This is a genomic window from Streptomyces sp. NPDC097640 (genome assembly GCF_040302705.1).
Taxonomy (GTDB): Bacteria; Actinomycetota; Actinomycetes; order Streptomycetales; family Streptomycetaceae; genus Streptomyces.
In genome coordinates, this window is record NZ_JBEOSB010000010.1 from 237,874 (window position 1) to 258,352 (window position 20,479).

General features: G+C 71.4%; 17 protein-coding genes. 8 read left to right on the top strand and 9 right to left on the bottom strand.

The window, feature by feature from the left end:
- Positions 1 to 105 precede the first annotated feature (105 nt).
- From trpS to ABTY62_RS18315, 3 genes are all read left to right on the top strand, one after another.
- Complete coding sequence (gene trpS, locus ABTY62_RS18305; RefSeq protein WP_352130440.1) at positions 106 to 1,119, top strand: tryptophan--tRNA ligase; 1,014 nt, start codon at positions 106 to 108, stop codon at positions 1,117 to 1,119.
- 234 nt (positions 1,120 to 1,353) lie between these two features.
- Positions 1,354 to 1,953: a 2'-5' RNA ligase family protein gene (locus tag ABTY62_RS18310; protein WP_352130441.1), complete on the top strand. Its 600-nt coding sequence runs from the start codon at positions 1,354 to 1,356 to the stop codon at positions 1,951 to 1,953.
- A gap of 331 nt (positions 1,954 to 2,284) precedes the next feature.
- Positions 2,285 to 3,226: a YihY/virulence factor BrkB family protein gene (locus tag ABTY62_RS18315; protein ID WP_352130442.1), complete on the top strand. Its 942-nt coding sequence runs from the start codon at positions 2,285 to 2,287 to the stop codon at positions 3,224 to 3,226.
- A gap of 39 nt (positions 3,227 to 3,265) precedes the next feature.
- Here ABTY62_RS18315 and ABTY62_RS18320 read toward each other — a convergent pair whose 3' ends face one another.
- Positions 3,266 to 4,594, bottom strand: a complete 1,329-nt coding sequence (locus ABTY62_RS18320; protein ID WP_502997477.1) for a D-alanyl-D-alanine carboxypeptidase family protein — start codon at positions 4,592 to 4,594, stop codon at positions 3,266 to 3,268.
- Positions 4,595 to 4,661: 67 nt separating this feature from the next.
- On the opposite strand from ABTY62_RS18320, the gene ABTY62_RS18325 reads away from it, so the two are divergent.
- Positions 4,662 to 4,919 carry an SCO4848 family membrane protein gene (locus ABTY62_RS18325; RefSeq protein WP_352130444.1) on the top strand — a complete coding sequence of 86 codons (258 nt, stop codon included), beginning with the start codon at positions 4,662 to 4,664 and terminating at the stop codon, positions 4,917 to 4,919.
- Between the two features lie 65 nt (positions 4,920 to 4,984).
- Complete coding sequence (locus ABTY62_RS18330) at positions 4,985 to 6,325, top strand: metallophosphoesterase (RefSeq protein ID WP_352130445.1); 1,341 nt, start codon at positions 4,985 to 4,987, stop codon at positions 6,323 to 6,325.
- Here ABTY62_RS18330 and ABTY62_RS18335 read toward each other — a convergent pair.
- Positions 6,229 to 7,878: a sensor histidine kinase gene (locus ABTY62_RS18335; protein ID WP_352130446.1), complete on the bottom strand. Its 1,650-nt coding sequence runs from the start codon at positions 7,876 to 7,878 to the stop codon at positions 6,229 to 6,231. The genes ABTY62_RS18330 and ABTY62_RS18335 overlap by 97 nt on opposite strands.
- Positions 7,875 to 8,621 carry a response regulator transcription factor gene (locus ABTY62_RS18340; RefSeq protein WP_352130447.1) on the bottom strand — a complete coding sequence of 249 codons (747 nt, stop codon included), beginning with the start codon at positions 8,619 to 8,621 and terminating at the stop codon, positions 7,875 to 7,877. The genes ABTY62_RS18335 and ABTY62_RS18340 overlap by 4 nt, the downstream gene beginning before the upstream one ends.
- 172 nt (positions 8,622 to 8,793) lie before the next feature.
- Between ABTY62_RS18340 and ABTY62_RS18345 the strand changes: the two genes are divergently transcribed.
- Complete coding sequence (locus ABTY62_RS18345) at positions 8,794 to 11,019, top strand: MMPL family transporter (RefSeq protein WP_352130448.1); 2,226 nt, start codon at positions 8,794 to 8,796, stop codon at positions 11,017 to 11,019.
- A gap of 18 nt (positions 11,020 to 11,037) precedes the next feature.
- Here the strand turns inward: ABTY62_RS18345 and ABTY62_RS18350 are convergent, their stop codons facing one another.
- A complete protein-coding gene (locus ABTY62_RS18350) occupies positions 11,038 to 12,327 on the bottom strand; it encodes a VanZ family protein (protein ID WP_352130449.1) in 1,290 nt (429 codons plus the stop codon).
- 140 nt (positions 12,328 to 12,467) lie between these two features.
- On the opposite strand from ABTY62_RS18350, the gene ABTY62_RS18355 reads away from it, so the two are divergent.
- On the top strand, positions 12,468 to 14,231 hold the full coding sequence (locus ABTY62_RS18355; protein ID WP_352130450.1) for a serine/threonine protein kinase: 1,764 nt from the start codon (positions 12,468 to 12,470) through the stop codon (positions 14,229 to 14,231).
- A gap of 97 nt (positions 14,232 to 14,328) precedes the next feature.
- Here ABTY62_RS18355 and ABTY62_RS18360 read toward each other — a convergent pair whose 3' ends face one another.
- The 5 genes from ABTY62_RS18360 to ABTY62_RS18380 form a co-directional block, all read right to left on the bottom strand.
- Positions 14,329 to 15,102, bottom strand: a complete 774-nt coding sequence (locus ABTY62_RS18360) for a succinate dehydrogenase iron-sulfur subunit (RefSeq protein WP_352130451.1) — start codon at positions 15,100 to 15,102, stop codon at positions 14,329 to 14,331.
- Entirely contained in the window at positions 15,102 to 16,856 is a 1,755-nt protein-coding gene (sdhA, locus tag ABTY62_RS18365) for a succinate dehydrogenase flavoprotein subunit (RefSeq protein ID WP_311724267.1), read from the bottom strand. The genes ABTY62_RS18360 and sdhA overlap by 1 nt, the downstream gene beginning before the upstream one ends.
- A gap of 24 nt (positions 16,857 to 16,880) precedes the next feature.
- Positions 16,881 to 17,348 carry a succinate dehydrogenase hydrophobic membrane anchor subunit gene (locus tag ABTY62_RS18370; protein ID WP_352130452.1) on the bottom strand — a complete coding sequence of 156 codons (468 nt, stop codon included), beginning with the start codon at positions 17,346 to 17,348 and terminating at the stop codon, positions 16,881 to 16,883.
- A 6-nt stretch (positions 17,349 to 17,354) separates the two neighbouring features.
- Positions 17,355 to 17,738 carry a succinate dehydrogenase, cytochrome b556 subunit gene (gene sdhC / locus ABTY62_RS18375; protein ID WP_311724626.1) on the bottom strand — a complete coding sequence of 128 codons (384 nt, stop codon included), beginning with the start codon at positions 17,736 to 17,738 and terminating at the stop codon, positions 17,355 to 17,357.
- A gap of 156 nt (positions 17,739 to 17,894) precedes the next feature.
- On the bottom strand, positions 17,895 to 18,542 hold the full coding sequence (locus ABTY62_RS18380) for a 2-oxo-4-hydroxy-4-carboxy-5-ureidoimidazoline decarboxylase (protein WP_352130453.1): 648 nt from the start codon (positions 18,540 to 18,542) through the stop codon (positions 17,895 to 17,897).
- A gap of 206 nt (positions 18,543 to 18,748) precedes the next feature.
- On the opposite strand from ABTY62_RS18380, the gene ABTY62_RS18385 reads away from it, so the two are divergent.
- Complete coding sequence (locus ABTY62_RS18385; protein ID WP_352130454.1) at positions 18,749 to 20,407, top strand: beta-N-acetylhexosaminidase; 1,659 nt, start codon at positions 18,749 to 18,751, stop codon at positions 20,405 to 20,407.
- Positions 20,408 to 20,479 lie beyond the last annotated feature (72 nt).

The window sequence follows — 20,479 nt, forward strand, 5'->3', positions numbered from 1 at the left end:
GTCATTCGCGCGATGAGGTCCCCCTCCCGCGCCCTCTCACGAGTCCTCACACCTTTCATACACCGGCGGACCGAGTCCGGTTCCACACCTGAGAGAATGGGTGCCATGGCCCTCGATCGTCCCCGTGTCCTCTCCGGTATCCAGCCCACCGCAGGCTCGTTCCACCTCGGGAACTACCTCGGTGCGCTCCGGCAGTACCTCGTACTTCAGGACACCCACGACGCGTTCTACATGGTCGTCGACCTGCATGCGATCACCGTCCCGCAGGATCCGGCGGAGCTGCGCGCCAACACCCGGGTGGCCGCCGCCCAGCTGCTCGCCTCCGGGCTCGACCCGGACCGCTGCACGCTCTTCATCCAGAGCCATGTGCCCGAGCACGCGCAGCTCGCCTGGGTGATGAACTGCCTGACGGGCTTCGGCGAGGCCTCCCGGATGACCCAGTTCAAGGACAAGACGGCCAAGCAGGGCATGGAGCGGGCCACCGTCGGCCTGTTCACCTACCCGGTGCTCCAGGTCGCCGACATCCTGCTCTACCAGGCCAGCCAGGTCCCGGTCGGCGAGGACCAGCGCCAGCACGTCGAGCTGACCCGCGATATCGCCGAGCGGTTCAACGGGCGCTACGGCGACACCTTCGTCATCCCCGCTCCCTACATCGTCAAGGAGACCGGGAAGATCTACGACCTTCAGGACCCGGCGATCAAGATGAGCAAGTCGGCCTCCACGCCGAAGGGCATCATCAACCTGCTGGACGAGCCCAAGGTCTCGGCGAAGAAGATCAAGAGCGCGGTGACGGACACCGAGACCGAGGTCCGCTTCGACGAGGAGAAGAAGCCCGGCATCAGCAATCTGCTGACCATCTACTCCACCCTCACCGGCACCTCCATCGCGGAGCTGGAGCGCACGTACGAGGGCAAGGGCTACGGCGCGTTCAAGACCGAGCTCGCCGAGGTGCTGGTCGAGTGGGTCACGCCCTTCCGCGAGAGCACCCAGGAATACCTCGCGGACCCCGCGACGTTGGACGGGATCCTGGCCAAGGGCGCGGAGAAGGCCCGGGCCGTCGCGGGCGAGACGCTGGCCCGCACGTACGACAAGGTGGGCTTCCTGCCCGCGAAGCACTGATCGAAGCACCGGCTGAAGTACACACGACGACTTCGGCGACCACCTCGCCCGCGCGTGCCCGAGCAGGCGCACAGAGGCAGTGGGCGCCGGCCCCGGGGCCCCCTCACGGAGGGCCATGGGCCTGTGCGCCGAAGGACCGAGGAACCTAGCCGCGAAGGCGGCACTGCCGCCACACTGACACCGGTGCGGCGGCTGACGCCCACAACGCCCGGGAGGGCCAGGAGGGAGAACGTAGTGGGGACCGTAACGCTCGGGGTTTCGATCGCGGTCCCGGAGCCGTACGGCAGCTATCTCCAGGAGCGGCGCGCGGGCTTCGGCGACCCTGCTGCGCATGGCATCCCCACCCACGTCACGCTGCTGCCCCCCACCGAGGTCGACGCCTCGGCGCTGCCCGGCGTCGAGGACCATCTGGCGACCGTCGCGGCCGAGGGCCGCCCGTTCACGATGCGGCTGGAGGGCACCGACACCTTCCGCCCGCTGTCCCCGGTCGTCTACGTCAAGATCGTCGAGGGCGTCGAGGAGTGCACCGCGCTCCAGGCGCGGGTGCGGGAGGCGTCCGGGCCGTGCGCCCGCGAGCTGCATTTTCCCTATCACCCCCACGTCACGATCGCCCACGGCATCGACGACGAGGCCATGGACCGGGCCTACGCGGCGCTCAACGACTTCGCGGCGGCCTGGACGATCGGCGGCTTCGCGCTCTACGAGCAGGGCGCGGACGGGATCTGGCGCCTGGAGCGCGAGTACCCCTTCGGTGGCGGCCCCGGCCCGTCGGGCACCGGCCCCGTCGTCCCCCGTCAGGTCAACCTCTCCCGTCCACCAGCGCCCTCCCTCTAGGCGGTATCCAGGGGCTACGCGGTGGAGCAGCGCATCGGCGTTGTCCCCTACCCGCCCCTTCCCGAAACTGGGGCTCTGCCCCAGACCCCGGGGCTCCAGGGGCCAAGCCTTACATCGGACACCTTCCCGTTCTCCGGTCGCGCCCGCACGGGGCGGTCTCGTCGGGACCGAACGTACAGGCGGGGCGGGGGCGCTTGGGCGGGTGTTTCCACAGCCTCGCCAAAAAGAGTGATTAGCCGAGTGTCGGACTAGTCGATCCGGGCCGACCACCCATCGGGAGCGAGACCCTGGCCACCGGGACTGAAAGCCGACCGGAGGGTACTCGCTGATCATGGACTGGTTGACCCGGCTGCCACTGATCGGCCCCCTGATGGTCCGGCTGATGCGCACCCACGCCTGGCGCTCGTACGAGACGCTGGAGCGCGTCCACTGGAGCCGGCTGGCCGCCGCCATCACCTTCATCAGCTTCCTCGCCATCTTCCCCCTGATCGCCGTCGGCGCGGCGATCGGCGCCGCCACGCTCAGCGCGCAGCAGATGCGGGACCTGGAGAAGAAGCTCGCCCAGCAGGTCCCCGGCATCTCCGGCCAGCTCGACCTCAGCGGCCTCATCGAGAACGCCGCCACCATCGGCATCGTCGCCGGCGTGCTGCTGCTGTTCACCGGCATCGGCTGGGTGGGCTCGCTGCGCGAGTGCCTGCGCGCGGTGTGGGAGCTGGAGGAGGACCCCGGCAGCGCGGTGAAGCGCAAGCTCAAGGACGCCGTCGTGCTCGTCGGCCTCGGCGGCGTCGCGCTGGTCTCCTTCGCCGTCTCCGGCTTCGCCGTCACCGCCGTCGGCTGGACCGCGCGCCACCTGGGCATCCCCGAGAACGGGCCCGGCGGCTTTCTGCTGCGGGTGGCGGCCTTCGCGGCCGCCGTCGTCGCCGACTTCGTGCTGCTGTGCTACGTCCTGACCTGGCTGCCCGGCGTGCGGCCGCCGCGCCGCCGCGTCGTCGTCGCGGCGCTGATCGGCGCGGTCGGCTTTGAACTGCTCAAGCTGTTGCTGAGCAGCTACCTCCAGAAAGTCGCGGCGAAGAGCATGTACGGGGCCTTCGGGGTGCCCATCGCCCTCCTCCTGTGGATCAACTTCACCGCCAAACTGACGCTCTACTGCGCCGCCTGGACCGCCACCAAACCGGCCCCCGAGCCGGAGACGCCCGAGCCAAAGACGCCCGAGCCCGAGGCGCCCCAGCCGGAGACGCCCGGGCCGGCGGCCCCGCAGCCCGAGCGCTCCTGACCGCCTGACCGAGCCGAGCGTTTCAGCCGCCCGAGCGTTTCAGCCGCGCGAGCGGCGCCGCACCAGCTCCGGCAGCGGCCACCGGCGGTGCACCGCGAACGCGACGCCCGCCAGCAGCACGAGCGAGCCGCCCGTCACCCCGAGCGCCGCCCACTTCCCGTTCGAACCGCCGTCGCCCGCGGAGACCGCCGCCTGCGCGCGCTCGCCGGCCTTCTTCCCCGCCTCGTCCGACGGGGACCCGCTGTTGAGGCCCTTCGGGCCCGGCCGGACCAGCGCGCCCACCGGCTCGACCGAGTCCGCCGCCTTGAAGCCCCAGTCGAAGAGGGTCGCGGTCTCCTTGTACACCTCGCTGGGTGCCTGCTTCTGCGGGTTCATGACGGTCACCAGCAGCACCCGGTCGCCGCGCTGCGCCACGCCGGTGAAGGTGGAGCCCGCGTTCGTCGTATAGCCGTTCTTCACCCCGGCGATGCCCTTGTACTGCGGGATGCCGAAGCCGGTCAGCAGGCGGTTGGTGTTCTGGATCCCGAAGCTCTCCCGCTTCTTGCCGCCCTTCTTTTTGTCCTTCTTGTACTCCCCGGGGAACTGCGCCGTCGCCGTCGCGCTGTACTCCCGGAAGTCCGCCTTCTGGAGCCCTGAACGGGCGAACAGGGTCAGGTCGTACGCGCTGCTGACCTGGCCCTTCTCGTCGTATCCGTCGGGGGTGACGACATGCGTGTCGAGCGCGTTCAACTGCTTGGCGTGTGCCTGCATCTCCTCCACCGTCTTCGTCTTGCCCCCGTTCATCGCGGACAGTACGTGCACGGCGTCGTTGCCCGAGCGCAGGAAGACGCCGAGCCACAGGTCGTGCACGGTGTAGGTCAGGTTCTCCTTGACCCCGACCAGGCTGCTGCCCTCGCCCATGCCGGCCAGGTCCGACGGATCCACCTTGTGCTCGCGGTCCTTGGGCAGCTTGGGCAGCACCGTATCCGCGAAGAGCATCTTCAGCGTGGAGGCGGGCGGCAGCTTCCAGTGGGCGTTGTGCGCGGCGAGCACATCGCCCGACTCCGCGTCGGCCACCAGCCACGAGCGTCCGCTCAGCCCCTTGGGCAGCGCGGGCGCGCCCGCCTTCAGCGAGACCTGGGTGCCCGGACGGCCGAGCCGCTCGCCGCCCACGGTGGACATCGTGGCGGGCGGCTTGGCGTTGTCCTTGTCGTCGGAGCCGTCGGCGGCCGCGGCGGCGTGGGCCGGGGCGGCGGACAGCAGGGCGGAGAGCAGGAGCGCGGAGGTGGCGGAGGCGATGGCGAGCGGTGCGGCGGTGCCCCGCTTCGGGGCGCAGGAGGTGGTCGGCACGCCTGTGAACGTACCGGCCGTCGAACCCCCGGGCGACATTGCCACGGCCTCACGAGTGGCCGACCCGCGCGAGGTTCGCCCGGTAGGCGTGCTCATACTGGACAGCATGAAGCTCAGCCGCCCCATTTCCTGGTTCCTGCTCGCCTTCGGGGTCTGGAGCTGGGCCATCTGGTTCACCTTTGTCAAAAACTTGTGGAAGGACAGCAGCGGGCTGGCTTTCGACGACGCCGGGGATCCCACCGCGTACTTTTGGGTGCATCTGCTGCTCGCGATCACCTCGTTTCTCTTGGGGACGGGGATTGGCGTGATCGGGTTCCGTGGTCTGCGCGCGCTGCGCCGCGAGGACGCCGCTCAGGAGCAGTAAGAGCACTGGAAGCAGTGGTGGCGTAACGGGCGCCTTGGTGGCGCGAATGGGGAGGGACCTCCGTCTTGGCCGTGCTCTTCGCCCTTGTGGCGTTCGCCGTCGTCGGGCTGCTGTCCGGCGTCCACTGGTATCTGTGGCGGCGGCTCGTCGGTGACACCACCGCGCGGGGCGGGCTCGCCCGGCGCGTCGGAACGGTGGCCGCGGTGGTCCTGCCGCTGATCAGCGTGGGCGCGCTGGTCTCCGGGCGGGCCGGAGCGCCCTTCGCCCTCCAGCAGGCCCTGGCCTGGCCGGGGTATCTGTGGCTGGCGCTGGTGCTCTATCTGATGCTCGCCCTGCTGGTGGGCGAGGCCGTACGGCCGCTGCTGCGCCGGTGGCTGGAGCGGCGCGACGCGGCCCGGCTCGCCCAGTCGGCCGAGCCGCCGGCCGCCGTGCCCACCGCACCGTCCACCGCCCTGCCCGCGGAGCGGTCGCCGGTGGCGGTGCGCGCCGGGACCGAGGCCGACACGGACACCGTGACGGAGACGGTGACGGAGACGGAGACGGTGACGGAGGCCGAGACCGGGGCCGTCGCGACCCCACCCCCCTCCCGCCGGCTGTTCGTCGCGCGCACCGTGGCCGTCGGGGCGGCGACCGTGGCCGCGGGCACCGTGGGCTACGGCACGTACTCGGTGCTGCGCGGGCCCCGTCTGAAGCGGGTCACCGTGCCCCTGGCCAAGCTGCCGCGCCAGGCGCACGGCTTCCGGATCGCCGTGGTCAGCGACATCCACCTCGGGCCGATCCTGGGCCGCGCCCACACCCGGCGGATCGTGGAGACGATCAACCGCACCAACCCCGACATGATCGCCGTCGTCGGCGACCTCGTCGACGGCAGCGTCGCGGACCTCGGCCCCGCCGCCGAGCCGCTGCGCGAGCTGCGCGCCCGCCACGGGTCGTACTTCGTCACCGGCAACCACGAGTACTTCTCCGGCGCCGCGCAGTGGGTCGACCACGTACGCGAGCTCGGGCTGCGGCCGCTGGAGAACCAGCGCACCGAGCTGGGCGGCTTCGACCTGGCCGGGGTGAACGACGTCGCGGGCGAGGACGAGGGCGAGGGCCCCGACTTCAAGGCGGCGCTCGGCGACCGCGACCCGGCGCGCGCCTGTGTGCTGCTCGCCCACCAGCCGGTGGTGATCCACGACGCGGTGGACCACGGTGTGGATCTCCAGCTGTCCGGGCACACCCACGGCGGGCAGATGTGGCCCGGCAACTATGTCGCCGAGCTCGCGAACCCGACCGCCGCCGGGCTCGAGCGCTACGGCGACACCCAGCTCTACGTCACGCGCGGCGCGGGCGCCTGGGGCCCGCCGGTGCGGGTCGGAGCGCCGCCGGACGTCACCGTCGTGGAGCTGGCCTCGACCCGCGCCTGAGCGGACGTGACGGGCCCTGGGCCGGCGAACGTGACGGGCCCTGGACCAGCGGCTGCGGCAGGACGCGCCGACGGCAGGGCCACCGCGACCGTCAGCCCCGCCCCCGGGGCCGTGGTCACCCGGACCGTGCCGCCGTGCGCGTCGACCGCCGCCCGTACGACCGCCATGCCGAGGCCGCTGCCTTCCGCCCCGCCCGTACGGAAGAAGCGGTCGAAGACGCGCTCCGCGTCCTGCGGGCGCATGCCGGGCCCCTCGTCGGCGACGCGCAGCACCCCGTGGCCGTCCTCCTCGGCCACCGTCACCCGCACCCGCGCGTCGGCGGGCGTGTGGATGCGCACGTTGGCCAGCAGATTGCTGACGATCTGGTGGAGGGTCGGCTCGTCGGCGAGGACCAGGCAGTCCGCGGGCAGGCCCAGCTCCACCGGGCGGCCGGGCTGCTGGGCGCTGAGGTCGGCGGCGGCGCCGCGGGCCACGCACGCCAGGTCCACGGGCGCGGGGCGCAGCCGCGGCCGCTGGTCGAGGCGGGCCAGGGCGAGGAGTTCGTCGACGAGCCGGGCCATCCGCTCCGCCTCGGCGTTCATCCGGCCCATCGCGCGCGCCCGTTCCGCCTCGTCCTTGAACATGCCCTTCTCCTCCAGCTGGAGGTAGCCGCGGATCGCGGCGAGCGGCGTCCGCAGCTCGTGCGAGGCGTCCTCGACGAACCGGCGCAGCTGTCCGGCGGCGTGCTCGCGCGTGTGGAAGGCGGTCTCCAGCTGCTGGAGCATGGCGTTGAGGGCGGTGCGCAGCTGCTCGACCTCGCCGCCGCTGTGCGCGCGGCCGCGGGAGGCGACCCGGCGCGAGAGGTCGAGCCCCTGGGGGCAGCCCTCGGCGATGGCGGAGGCGGTCTCGACCATGTCCTCCAGGGGCCGCAGCCGCCGCCGCGCGCCGATGAAGGTGGCCGCGCCCAGGCAGGCGACCAGCACAACACCGACGGTCAGGACCATCCGTACGACCTTGTGCATCGTCTGGGTGACGGCCGTGGTGGAGTTGGCCAGCAGGAGCAGCCGGCCGTCGGAGCCGCCCAGGCGCAGCGCGGTCACCCGGTAGCTGGTGCCGTGCGCGGTGGCGTCGACGGGCTCGCCGCTCAGCGCCAGCGCGGCGGCGTCGGGGACGGCGTCGGCGAGGGCGCGCTGGGCGGGGCTCAGGGGCACGCCGCCGAACGGCGCGGCTTCGCCGTCGCGCCCGACGACGGTGAACAGGGTGCGGCTGGAGTGGTTCTCGGCGGCGAACTTGCCGCTCAGGTCGGCGATCGCGGCGAGGGCCGCCACCTGGTCGCTGGTCAGCCCGGTCCGCTGGAGCCCGTTGCGGGAGGCGCGGAGATCGCTGTCGATGTTGGCGACCATGTAGTGCCGGATGCCCATGGTGCTGACCCACAGCGCGGCGGCGATGCCGAGCGTCAGCATGGCGATGATGCTGAGCGTCAGCTTGGCCCGCAGCGTCGCGCGCTGATGCCGCTCCTTGTGCCGACACCTCCCGCACCCCCAGCACCAGCACTTCACGCTCCAGCACCTCACGCCGGCTCCGCGGGCCGCAGGCCGTAGCCGACGCCCCGCCGGGTGCGGATCAACGGCGGCCCCAGCGGGTCGAGTTTGCGCCGCAGATAGCTGATGTACGTCTCGACGACGGTGGACTCGACGACGTGCTCGTACCGCCACACGTCCCGCAGCAGCTGCTCCTTGGGCACGATCCGGTCCGCGTGCCGCACCAGGTGGCGCAGCAGCGCGAACTCGGTCGGGGTCAGATCCGCGCTGCGCCCGCCGCGCCGCACCGTGTACGTGGCCTCGTCGAGCTCCAGGTCGCCATGGCGCAGCACCGGGGGCCGGGGCGGCGGCGGGGCGTCCGGGCCCGGCGGGCGGGTGCGGCGCAGCACGGCCCGGATCCTGGCCACCACCTCGTCGACGTTGAACGGCTTGGTGACGTAGTCGTCGCCGCCGAGGGCGAGTCCGCGCACGATGTCGGCCGGGGCGTCGCGCGCGGTGAGGAAGACGACCGCAAGGTCGGCGCGCTCGGCGCGCAGCACCCGGCACACATGGCGCCCGTCGCCGTCGGGCAGAGCGATGTCGAGCAGGACGGCGTCCGGGCGCGCCTCGCGGGCGAGTTCGACGGCGGCCCGCGCGCTGCCCGCGCACACCACCGAGAAGCCGTGGAAGCGCAGGGTGATGGCGAGCACGTCCGCGATGCTCGGCTCGTCCTCGACGATCAGGACGGTCGCGCTGCCGGGGCCTCCGGGGCTGCCGTTGGGGTCTGCGGCACTCATCTCCCCAGTATCGGCCGCGGAATTGCGCGATCCCATGGGGAAGCCTGGGAGCTTCTTGTGAGTCCGGGGCCGGCCCGACTTCCCCCTCCCACTGGCCGCCGAGTCTGGGTGCGTACTTCCCCGAGGACGTCATGGAACGAACGACGTCAAGGAACGACAAGGAGCGGAACGCATGGCGGCATGGGCACGGTGGTGCCTCAGACACCGGCTGGTGGTTCTCCTGCTGTGGGTGGGGGCGCTGTTCGGCACGGCCGTCGCGAGCGGGGTCGTGGGCAGCGCGTACTCGAACGTCTTCAGCTTCCCGGGGACCGAGTCCTCGCGGGCCATGGAGCGGATGGAGAAGGCGTTCCCGCAGCGCGCGGGGGACACCGACAGCGTGGTGTGGGAGGTGGCGGGCCAGAGCAAGTCGGTCAAGGACCCGGCCGTACGGGAGCGGATGTCCGCGGCGCTCGCCGACATCGCGAAGCTGCCCGAGGTGGGCGCGGTGGTGAGCCCGTACGAGCCCGAGGGCGCGCGGCAGATCAGCAGGGACGGGCGGATCGCCTACGCCGAGGTGACCTTCACCAAGCAGGCGCCCGAGCTGCGGAAGGAGAACATCCGAAAAGTCGTCGACCGGGCCGAGGAGGCGCGCACCGACGGGCTGCGGGTGGAGCTCGGCGGCCAGGCCATCGAGCAGACGCAGGAGCCGCCGGCCGGTCTGTCGGAGGCGGTGGGCATCGTCGCGGCGGCGGTGGTGCTCTTCCTCGCCTTCGGGTCGCTGTTCGCGATGCTGCTGCCGCTGCTCAACGCCGTCTTCGCGGTGGGCACCGGCCTGACCGCGCTGATCCTGCTCAGCCATGTCGTCGATCTGCCCGATGTGGCGCCGCTGATGGGCAGCCTGATCGGGCTCGGCGTCGGCATCGACTACGCGCTGTTCATCGTCACCCGGCACCGCAAGGGCCTGCGCGCGGGCCTGGAGCCGGGCGAGTCCACGGCGCGGGCGCTGGACACCTCCGGCCGCGCGGTGCTGTTCGCGGGCGGCACGGTCTGCGTCGCACTGCTGGCGATGTTCTCGCTGGGACTGGACTTCCTCAACGGCGTCGCGATCGCCGCGACGCTCACCACCCTGCTCAGCGTCCTCGCCGCGGTCACCCTGCTGCCCGCCATGTTCGGCTTCCTCGGACACCGGGTGCTCAGCCGCAAGGAGCGGCGGGCGCTGGCCGAGGAGGGACCGCGGGACGGGGAGAAGCCCGGCGGGCGTGCGGTGCGCTGGGCCTCGTACGTGGAGCGGCACCCGAAGGCGCTGGCCGCGGCCGCGATCGCCGTGATGGCGGTGCTCGCCCTCCCCACGCTTTCGCTGCGCCTGGGCACCAACGACCAGGGCAACCAGCCCGAGTCACAGACGACCCGCAAGGCGTACGACCTGCTGGCCGAGGGGTTCGGGCCCGGTTTCAACGGCCCGCTGCTGATGGTCGCGGACGTGTCCGGCGGGGCGGGCGAACAGCGGGCGCTCGACCGCCTGGTGCGCGAGGTGGGCGACACCGAGGGCGTGGTGCGGGCGGTACGGCTGCCTGCCGGGCCCGAGACGGCCGAGCACACCGCGGTGGTGCAGGTGGTGCCGGCCACCTCGCCGCAGTCGGAGGAGACCGACCGGCTGATCGACAAGCTGCGCGACGAGACCGTGCCCGCGGCCGAGCGGGGCACCGCGCTCGAGGTCGACATCGGCGGTGCCACGGCCATCCAGAAGGACTTCGCGTCGGTCATCGGCGAACGGCTGCCGCCGTTCATCGCGCTGATCGTCGGGCTGGGCGCGCTGCTGCTGCTCGTGGCGTTCCGCAGCGTGGTGGTGCCGCTGACGGCCGCGGTGATGAACCTGATCGCGGCGGCCGCCTCCTTCGGGGTGCTGGTGGCGGTCTTCCAGTGGGGCTGGGGCATGGATCTGCTGGGCCTGGGCAAGGAGGGGCCGATCATCTCCTTCCTGCCGGTGATCATGCTGCCGCTGCTGTTCGGCCTGTCCATGGACTACCAGGTCTTCCTGGTCAGCCGGATGCACGAGGAGTGGGTGCACACGAAGGACAACGCGCGGGCGGTACGGGCCGGGCTCGCCGACACCAGCCGGGTCATCAACTGCGCGGCGCTCATCATGATCTGCGTTTTCTTCTCCTTCATCCTCAGCGGCGACCGGGGCGGCGTCATGGCCGGGCTCGGGCTCGGTGGCTCGGTGGCGCTGGACGCGTTCATCCTGCGCATGGTGCTCGTACCGGCCCTGATGCACCTGATCGGCCGGGCCAACTGGTGGCTGCCGCGGGCGATCGACAAGCGGCTGCCGCATCTGGCGGTGGACCCGCCGGACCGCCCGTACCCGGGGGTCTCCCCGGAACCCGCCGAGGGTGAGCGGGAGTTGGTGGGCGACCGCTGAGGCCCGTGGGCGCCGGGCTCAGACGCTGGTGAGTGCCTTCTGCCGCGGGGCGGGTGCCTCAACGGCGGTACGGGTCACAGCCACAGGGATGACGGCGGCGGGCGCGGCCACCGCGTTGCGGGGGCGCCGGGCGCGGGCGTGCGGCAGGGCCTCGTTGCGGAGCCCCGAGACGGTCTCGTGCGGGCCGAGACCCTCGGGGTGCCGCAGCGTCCGCAGCCCGTACGCCATCAGCATCGCGACGCCGAGCAGCGCGACGAGTGCCTGCTCCGGCGAGGACGCCATGAGGTACACCGCGTCCTCGCCGTTCGCCCGCCGGGCGGTGTCGATGAGGTCGGGCAGCGAGGGCTCGAAGAGCAGTACCGCCGTCGCGAACGACAGCCCCGCCAGCAACGGCAGCGTGAACACGCCGAGCACCAGCGCCCGTACGGCCGGCCGCCAGAGGGGCAGCGCGCCGCCGTCGGAGGGCACCATCCGCAGCAGCAACAGCCGCTTGCCGGGCGTCGCCCCGGTCAGGTACGGCAGGACGACGAACCACCCGGCGAAGGTCGCGGCGGGCACCCACCCAACGAGGTCCGCCGCTCCGGCTCCGTGGCTGACCACGACGGCGAGAAGCGTCGCCACCGCATATCCGACCAGGTCGACCACCAGCGCCGTCAGCCGCCGCCCGAACGGCACCGGGTGGCGCGCCAGCGCCCGCCCGTCCAGCGTCTCCAGCGTGGGCAGCCGCCGCGCCACGGGCCCGGCCAGGACCCAGCCGAGCATCGCGCCCGAGGTGTTGACGATCAGGTCGTCCACGTCGAACAGCCGGTACGGGCACGCGTAGAGGCCCCACACCCCCGTCCACTGCGTCAGCTCGAAGAACAGCGAGGCTCCGAAGCCGAGGGCCGCGGTGGCCCGGAGCCCGCGCCGGAAGTGATAGCGGAGGAAGACCCCGAGCGGCAGGAGCAGCAGCAGGTTTAAGAGGGTTCCGGCGACGGCGGGGTTCTGGAGGACCAGCGTGTTGAGGCCGACCTTGCCGTGCGCCTCCTTCCAGATGTCGCCGAAGGTGTTGCCCGGGATCAGTTGCGGGTCGGCGACCAGGGCGTATCTGGTGCACATGTCCGCGGACCGCACCGGCAGCGGGACGACCGTCATGCAGAACGCGCTCAGCGCGTAGTACAGGAAGCCGTACAGCGACAGGGTCCGCCCCCGCGACATGACGCCGTGCCTGCGGTACAGCACGACGGCCGTCGGCAGGAACAGGGCCAGCGCGATGAGGGGGAACAGGGCCGCGGCCGTCTTGATCGGCAGCAGGTACGCGTCAGTCATGCGGAGCACTATACACACGACGTATACACCGCATGTATAGCCGTCGGTACGGGGCCCGGGGCCTGGGGCGGCCGTAAAGTGACGGTGGTCGGCGTCGGCCGATCCGCCGGCCAAGCGGCGCCGCGCACAGGGGGGTTGCGATGACGGGCTACGGCGGGGGCGGAGAAGGGCTCGCACCGGGAGGCCGGGTCGGGCCGTATCGCATCCTGTCGGTGCTCGCCGGCGGGGGCATGGGGCGGGTGTATCTGGCCCGTTCGCCCGGAGGCCGGCTGGTCGCGCTCAAGACGATCCGCGAAGAGGGGCCGATCAGCGACGCCGCCCGGCAGCGGTTCGCGCGCGAGGTGAGGCTCGCCGGACGGGTCTCGGGCATCTACACCGCCAATGTGATGGACGCCGACCCCGACGCCGATGTGCCGTGGATGGCCACCGAGTACATCGCGGCACCTTCCCTGGCCCATCTGGTGGAGACCTGCGGTCCGCTGCCCGTCCCCGCGGTGTGGTGGGTGGGCGCCGGGATCGCCGAGGCGTTGGTGAACGTGCATGCGGCGGGGCTCGTGCACCGGGACGTCAAGCCCTCCAACGTGCTGCTGCCCGAGGGCGGCCCGCGCGTGATCGACTTCGGCATCTCGCACGCCGTCGACGTGACCCGGACCACGGCCACCCTGGGGACGATCGCCTTCACCTCGCCCGAACAGGCCCGGGGCGAGGCGAGCAGCCCGGCGTCCGATGTCTTCTCCCTCGGGGCGACGATGTTCTGTCTCGCGGTCGGCCGTCCCCCGTACGCCGAGACCGGCGAGGTTCTGCAACTGCTGGGCCGGGTCGCCCAAGGGCGGCTCGACCTGACCGGACTGCCCGCCGAACTCGACGGCCCCGTGCGCGGCTGTCTGGCGGCCGACCCGGCCGATCGGCCGTCGCCGCGGGAACTGCTCGAGGTCCTGGCCGCCGAACTCGACGCGCCGGCCACGGCCTCGGGCGATACGGCCTGGCTGCCGCCGAGCTGGTTGCGGGCCATCGACGCCTTCCGGGAGCGCGGTTCGGCCTCTGCCCAGGAGCCCGCCCAGGAGCCCGGCCCGCAGAGCGGCACGCTGGACGGCTCCTGGGGCCTGGTGGAGCGCGGCGAAACGGCGTGGCCGGCCGAGGCCGCCGTCCTCCAGGACGCACGGACCGCGCCGGTGCCCCCGCCCCCGCCGACCCGGCACCACACCGTCCTGACCGGTCCGCCACGGCGGGCGAGCGGGCTGGGCCGGCGGAAGATCGTGGCTGCGGTCGCCGCGATCGCCGTGGTCCTTGCCGCCATACTGGCGGCGCTGATGTTCAACAACTTCGACAACTCCGGCAACGGGGACAAGCCGAAGGCGCGAGCGAGCGGGAGCACATCGGCGTCGCCGAACTCGGCGAGTCCCACGAGTACGGCGGACACGGCCGCCGAGCCCGCGCTACTGACCGGCGAGTGCACCGACGTCTTTCATGACGGCAGCGCGTGGTACCCGGCCGACAAGGTCCCGGGGCGGGTCGACTGCGCGGCCGACGACGCCTACTACAAGGTGGTCGACCGCGCGGAACAGCGCGAGGGGATGGACTGTTCGCAGACCTGGCAGATCGAGTGGAAGCCGGCCGAAGCGGACCGGCCGGCGCTGTGCATGGAGCGCCTGTACCGGGTGGGGCAGTGTTTCCCGCTGCACACCGACTCGTGGGGCGAGGAGATCGTCGAGGCGCGGGTCGGCGCCCGGACGCCGTGCGGGTGGCAGATCCCCTTCACCGGCCGCGACTGGCTGAAGGCGCGGATCTTCAAGGTGCTCGAAGGCGAGGACAAGGTCTACGCCGGCGCCTGCGGCGATGACTTCGGGACGTACATGGTGATCGTCAAGTCCCGTGAACTCGCCCTCTGTGCCCGGGAGGCCTGAACCAGGAGGCATGAACCGGGCCCGGACGCCCGAGGGCCCCGTCTCCCGGAACTCACGTACCGGGGGACGGGGCCCTGAGCGGATCCACGACCAGGGATCAGAAGCGCCGCGTGATGAGCGCGCGCTTCACCTCCTGGATCGCCTTGGTGACCTCGATGCCACGCGGGCAGGCCTCCGTGCAGTTGAAGGTGGTGCGGCAACGCCAGACGCCGTCCTTGTCGTTCAGGATCTCCAGACGCTGCTCACCGCCCTCGTCGCGCGAGTCGAAGATGAAGCGGTGCGCGTTGACGATCGCCGCCGGGCCGAAGTACTGGCCGTCGTTCCAGAACACCGGGCACGAGGAGGTGCACGCGGCGCACAGGATGCACTTGGTGGTGTCGTCGAAGCGCTCGCGGTCCTCGGCGGACTGGAGGCGCTCACGCGTCGGCTCATTGCCCGTCGTGATCAGGAAGGGCATCACATCGCGGTACGCCTGGAAGAACGGCTCCATGTCCACGATCAGGTCCTTGAGGACCGTGAGGCCCTTGATGGCCTCGACCGTGATGGGCTTCTCAGGGTTGATGTCCTTGATCAGCGTCTTGCAGGCCAGCCGGTTGCGGCCGTTGATCCGCATGGCGTCGGAGCCGCAGATGCCGTGGGCGCAGGAGCGGCGAAACGTCAGGGTGCCGTCCAGATCCCACTTGATCTTGTGAAGCCCGTCGAGGACGCGCTCCTTCGGATCGATGTCGATCTGGAAGTCCTCCCAGAACGCATCCGCGGCGACCTCCGGGTTGAAGCGGCGGATCCGGAAGGTGACCGTGATCAGGTGCGAAGCGTCGGCCTCGGCCGCCTCCGGAGCCTCGGAGGGCTTGTCAAGCGTGGGGGTGCTCATCAGTACTTACGCTCCATCGGCTGGTAGCGGGTCTGCACGACCGGCTTGTAGTCGAGGCGGATGGAATCGGAACCGTCGGCGCCGACCTCGCGGTACGCCATGGTGTGGCGCATGAAGTTGACGTCGTCGCGGTTCGGGTAGTCCTCGCGGTAGTGGCCGCCGCGCGACTCCTTGCGGGCCAGGGCGGAGACGGCCATGACCTCGGCCAGGTCGAGCAGGTTGCCCAGCTCGATGGCCTCCAGCAGGTCGGTGTTGAACCGCCTGCCCTTGTCCTGGACGCTGATGTTCTTGAAGCGCGAGCGCAGGTGGCCGATCTCCTCGACGGCCTCCTTCAGCGTCTGCTCGGTGCGGAAGACCATGACGTTCTTGTCCATGGTCTCCTGGAGCGCCTTGCGGACCTCGGCGACCCGCTCGCTGCCGGTGGCGTTCCGCAACCCCTCGACCTGGTCCTGGACGAGCCGGGACGGGTCGTCGGGGAGCTCGACGAAGTCGTTCTCGGCGGCGTACTCGGCGGCGGCGATGCCGGCCCGGCGGCCGAAGACGTTGATGTCGAGCAGCGAGTTGGTGCCCAGGCGGTTGGCGCCGTGCACGGAGACACAGGCGACCTCGCCCGCCGCGTACAGGCCCGGCACGACGGTGTCGTTGTCGGACAGCACCTCGCCCTGGACGTTGGTCGGGATGCCGCCCATCGTGTAGTGCGCGGTGGGCTGGATCGGGATCGGGTCCGTGTAGGGCTCGATGCCCAGGTACGTCCGGGCGAACTCGGTGATGTCGGGCAGCTTGGCGTCCAGCTGCTCCGGCGGCAGGTGGGTGAGGTCCAGGTAGACGTGGTCGCCCTCGGGACCGCAGCCGCGGCCTTCCCGGATCTCGGTGTAGATGGAGCGGGAGACGACGTCGCGGGAGGCGAGGTCCTTCATGACGGGCGCGTACTTCTCCATGAAGCGCTCGCCGTCCTTGTTGCGCAGGATGCCGCCCTCACCGCGGGCGCCCTCGGTGAGCAGGATGCCCATGCGCCAGATGCCGGTCGGGTGGAACTGGAAGAACTCCATGTCCTCCAGCGGCAGCCCGCGCCGGTAGGCGACCGCCTGGCCGTCACCGGTGAGGGTGTGGGCGTTGGAGGTCACCTTGAAGAACTTGCCGCAGCCGCCCGAGGCGAAGACGACGGCCTTCGCCTGGAAGACGTGGAGCTCGCCGGTGGCCAGCTCGTACGCCACCACACCCGCGGTGCGCTGGACGCCGTCGACCTCGGTGAGCAGCAGGTCCAGGACGTAGAACTCGTTGAAGAACTCCACGCCCTCCTTGACGCAGTTCTGGTACAGCGTCTGGAGGATCATGTGGCCGGTGCGGTCCGAGGCATAGCAGGACCGGCGGACCGGGGCCTCGCCGTGGTTACGGCTGTGGCCGCCGAAGCGGCGCTGGTCGATGGTGCCGTTCGGGGTCCGGTTGAACGGCAGGCCCATCTTCTCCAGGTCGAGGACCGAGTCGATGGCCTCCTTCGCCAGGATCTCTGCGGCGTCCTGGTCGACCAGGTAGTCGCCGCCCTTGATCGTGTCGAAGGTGTGCCACTCCCAGTTGTCCTCCTCGACGTTCGCGAGGGCGGCGGCCATGCCGCCCTGGGCGGCGCCGGTGTGGGAGCGGGTCGGGTAGAGCTTGGTCAGCACCGCGGTGCGGCTGCGCTTCGTCGACTCGATGGCCGCGCGCATCCCGGCGCCGCCGGCGCCGATGATGACGGTGTCGTACTTGTGGATCTTCATGAGTGGATACCTCAGCCCCGGGGCCTAGCGGATGTTCGGGTCGAAGGTGAAGATCACCAGAGTGCCGAGCACAATGGTGAATCCTGCCGCCGTGTAGAGCAGCCCCTTCAGCCACAGGCGGGTGTTGTCCCGCTCCGCGTAGTCGTTGATGACCGTGCGCAAGCCGTTCGCGCCGTGCAGCGTGGCGAGCCACAGCATGATCAGGTCCCATGCCTGCCAGAACGGCGAGGCCCAGCGGCCGGCCACGAAGGCGAAGCCGATCTTGGAAACACCGCCGTCGAGGACCAGCTGGATCAGCAGGTGGCCCAGGACGAGCACGACCAGCACGATGCCGGACAGCCGCATGAACAGCCAGCCGTACATCTCGAAGTTGGTGCGCGTCGCCTTCGGCGTCTTGCGGGTACGGGCGCGCGGCGGCTCGATGAGCGGCGCGGGGTGGTCCACGTCGTACTGGTGGACGCTGTCGGTCGCGGTGGTGGTCTCGGCGGACATCTCGCGTCAGCCCTTCCCGAACAGCTGGCGCAGGGTGTGCTCCAGAACCGGGTAGAAGGCACCGGCCATCAGCACGACCCAGACGCCGACAACACTCCACAGCATCTGCTTCTGGTACTTCGGGCCCTTCGACCAGAAGTCCACGGCGATGACGCGCAGACCGTTGAGAGCGTGGAACAGGATGGCGGCCACCAGGCCGTACTCCATCACGTTCACGATCGGATTCTTGTATGTGGCCACGACGTCGTCGTAGGCCTCGGGCGACACGCGAACGAGCGAGGTGTCCAGCACGTGGACGAACAGGAAGAAGAAGATGAGGACGCCGGTGACTCGATGAGCCACCCAGGACCACATGCCTTCCCGGCCGCGATACAGCGTTCCAGCCGGCACGGAAAACCCTCCGGAAACGGGGATTGGGGCCTGCCGGCTTCTGTCGGTCGGGCCCGGCCGGGTATGGTCCACCGGCCCTGGCCATCGTAGCGACGTGTTGTCGGTTCGCTCGCCCGGGGGGCGTCAGTGTGATCGATCAGGCACGTACGGCCTATATCAGGCGGGGCGGAACCGTGGGATTCCGGACAGCTGTAGAGGGCCCGAAATCAGCCGTACGAGCCTGCCGCGCGCGATCCGCCGCAGTTCCTCGGCCGCTTTGGCCCGCTCGGCGTCCCGCTCGTTGTCCAGTCGGGCATGTATTTCGGCCAGCACCCGGTTCCGCATCTCGTCGGGGTGCAGCCCGTCCAGGCAGATCACGAAGACATGGCCGAAGCGGCGCTCGTACTCGGCGTGGGCGGCCCGCAGCGCGGTGTGCGCGGCCAGCGCCCCCGGCCCGTCCGCCGCCGGCAGCTGCCCGACCACCGCCTCGTCGGCGAGGGCCTCGTCGAGGTCGGCGGGGGAGAGGTCGTAGCTGGCCTCGTCGCCGGCGGCGAGCAGCGCGCCGAGATCCGGATACGGGCGGTGGGCCGCGATCAGCCGCGCCCAGCGGCGGCTGCCGCAGCAGGCGAGCAGCGCGCCCTCGGCGACGCCGGCCGGGGCGGCGTTGAGACGGCCGAGCTGAGCGGCATCGCCGGTCGCGGCGGGCGGTCCCTGCGCGGCGGAGGCGCGCTGGCCGGGCGGCCGGGCGGAGCGGGAAGAACGGGGAGAGCGAAGGAAGCGGGGCGCGGACGGGGTGCGCGGGGAGTCGCTGGGCCTGGACAGCATGGGCTCCTTGGACACGCGTGGCGGGCCCGGCGGCGCGGGCGGTACAAGGGTGTGAATGGTGATGAAGGTGATGTGGGGGATGAAGGTGGTGCTGGGGATGTAAGGGGCGCGAGGGTTTGAAGTGGTGCGATCGGCAGTTCAAGGTAACGATATGTGTCAGTCACTGTCCGGCGGCTGTGCGAAATTCACCCGGAAGGGGCGGTTTCATGGCATGCGGTGGACGACTGGGGCGCAAGGGACTGGGCGCCGTCACGGCCCTGGCCGCGGCCTTCACCCTGGTCACCGGCTGCGGGCACGAGGGCGGCAGGAGCGGGCACCCGGCCACCACCACCCACAGCCCGAGCCCCACCGCCACGGCCACCGGCCGCCCCAGGGCCACCCCCAGCCCCCGCCCCACCACCGCCACGCCGCGGCCCCCGGCCAGCCCGACGACCCTCCCCGCCGCGCCCCGCACCATCCCGTCCGTCCGGAGCTTCACCCCCCAGGCCGGCCCCGGCTGGCGGCCCGGCGCACGCAGCCGCGTCGTCGCCGACACCCGCGGCCCGCTCGCCGACGAGGCCGGGCTGATAGCCCGCGAGCTGGGCATACCCGTCAGCTCGGGCCCCGTCCGGCGCGGCGACCTCCAGCTCGCGCTGCGCCCCAAGCAGAGCGGCGGCGCCGAGGCGTACGTCCTCACCGTCCGCGACGGCCGGGCCCTGATCACCGGCTCCACCGACACCGGCGTCTTCTACGGCACCCGGACCGTCAAACAGGCGCTGCGCTCCGGGGGCCGGCTGCCGCAGGGCGTGATCCGCGACTGGCCCGACCGCTCACAGCGCGGCCTCAACCTCGACATCGCCCGCAAGTACTTCCCGCCCTCCTGGATCGAGGCCCGGCTGCGTGAGATGGCCGACCTCAAGCTCAACCAGCTCGGCCTGCACTTCTCCGACGATCAGGCCTTCCGGATCCAGAGCAGCTCGCACCCGGAGATCGTGGCGCCCCAGCACCTCACCAAACAGGAGCTGCGCAACATCGTGCGCCTCGCCCAGAGCCTGCACATCACCGTCATCCCCGAGATCGACTCGCCCGGCCACCTCGGCGCGGTCATCCGCGCACACCCCGCGCTCCAGCTGCGCACCGCGACCGGGGCCGCGTTCCGCGGCGCCGTGGACATCACGAACCCGGCCGCCGCGCGCATCGTGGACGATCTGATGCGCGAGTTCGCGCCGCTCTTCCCCGGCCGGTACTGGCACCTGGGCGGCGACGAGTACGGCGCGCTGATGTCACGGAACCCCGAGGCCACCTATCCGGCCCTGGCCACCGCCGCCCGGCTGGCCTACGGGCCGAAGGGGCGCATCCAGGACCTGGCCACCGCCTGGCTCAACGCCCGCGCGGCGGTCGCGCGCGAGCTGGGCAAGGTGCCCAAGGCATGGAACGACGGCTTCTTCGCCGGCGGCGTGGTCACCCCCGCCCGCGACATCCAGGTCGAGTACTGGACGGGCCGGGAGAGCGGGGCGCGAAAGCCGGAGGAGTATCTGCGCGAGGGGCGCACGGTGGTCAACCTCAACGACGAATACCTCTACTACGTGCTGGGCCAGCCGAACAACTTCCGCTACCCGACCGGCCGACGTATATACGAGGAGTGGACCCCGGCGGTCCTGCGCGGCACCACGCCCGTCAAGGACCCGGCGCTGACCGGCCCCTCCCGAATACAGGGCGCGCGCTTCGCGGTGTGGTGCGACATCGCGAACGCGCAGACGCCGAAACAGGTGGCCGACGGCATCAGGCTGCCGCTCGCGGCACTGGCCCAGAAGCTGTGGACTCCCGGGAAGCCGCCCTTGAGCTGGAAGAACTTCACCGCTCTCAGCGCCCGGCTGACGAGCTGAGCTTCCGCGGGCCCCTGACGGGACGACCGGATGAGTCGGAGAGAGGTCCGAGAAGTCGGAGGGACGGTCGGG

Coding starts and splice junctions, on each gene's coding strand:
- trpS (WP_352130440.1), top strand. CDS start 106: ATGGCCCTCGATCGTCCCCGTGTCCTCTCCGGTATCCAGCCCACCGCA.
- ABTY62_RS18315 (WP_352130442.1), top strand. CDS start 2,285: ATGGACTGGTTGACCCGGCTGCCACTGATCGGCCCCCTGATGGTCCGG.
- ABTY62_RS18320 (WP_502997477.1), bottom strand. CDS start 4,594: ATGTCGCCCGGGGGTTCGACGGCCGGTACGTTCACAGGCGTGCCGACC.
- ABTY62_RS18325 (WP_352130444.1), top strand. CDS start 4,662: ATGAAGCTCAGCCGCCCCATTTCCTGGTTCCTGCTCGCCTTCGGGGTC.
- ABTY62_RS18340 (WP_352130447.1), bottom strand. CDS start 8,621: ATGAGTGCCGCAGACCCCAACGGCAGCCCCGGAGGCCCCGGCAGCGCG.
- ABTY62_RS18345 (WP_352130448.1), top strand. CDS start 8,794: ATGGCGGCATGGGCACGGTGGTGCCTCAGACACCGGCTGGTGGTTCTC.
- ABTY62_RS18350 (WP_352130449.1), bottom strand. CDS start 12,327: ATGACTGACGCGTACCTGCTGCCGATCAAGACGGCCGCGGCCCTGTTC.
- ABTY62_RS18355 (WP_352130450.1), top strand. CDS start 12,468: ATGACGGGCTACGGCGGGGGCGGAGAAGGGCTCGCACCGGGAGGCCGG.
- ABTY62_RS18360 (WP_352130451.1), bottom strand. CDS start 15,102: ATGAGCACCCCCACGCTTGACAAGCCCTCCGAGGCTCCGGAGGCGGCC.
- sdhA (WP_311724267.1), bottom strand. CDS start 16,856: ATGAAGATCCACAAGTACGACACCGTCATCATCGGCGCCGGCGGCGCC.
- ABTY62_RS18370 (WP_352130452.1), bottom strand. CDS start 17,348: ATGTCCGCCGAGACCACCACCGCGACCGACAGCGTCCACCAGTACGAC.
- ABTY62_RS18380 (WP_352130453.1), bottom strand. CDS start 18,542: ATGCTGTCCAGGCCCAGCGACTCCCCGCGCACCCCGTCCGCGCCCCGC.
- ABTY62_RS18385 (WP_352130454.1), top strand. CDS start 18,749: ATGGCATGCGGTGGACGACTGGGGCGCAAGGGACTGGGCGCCGTCACG.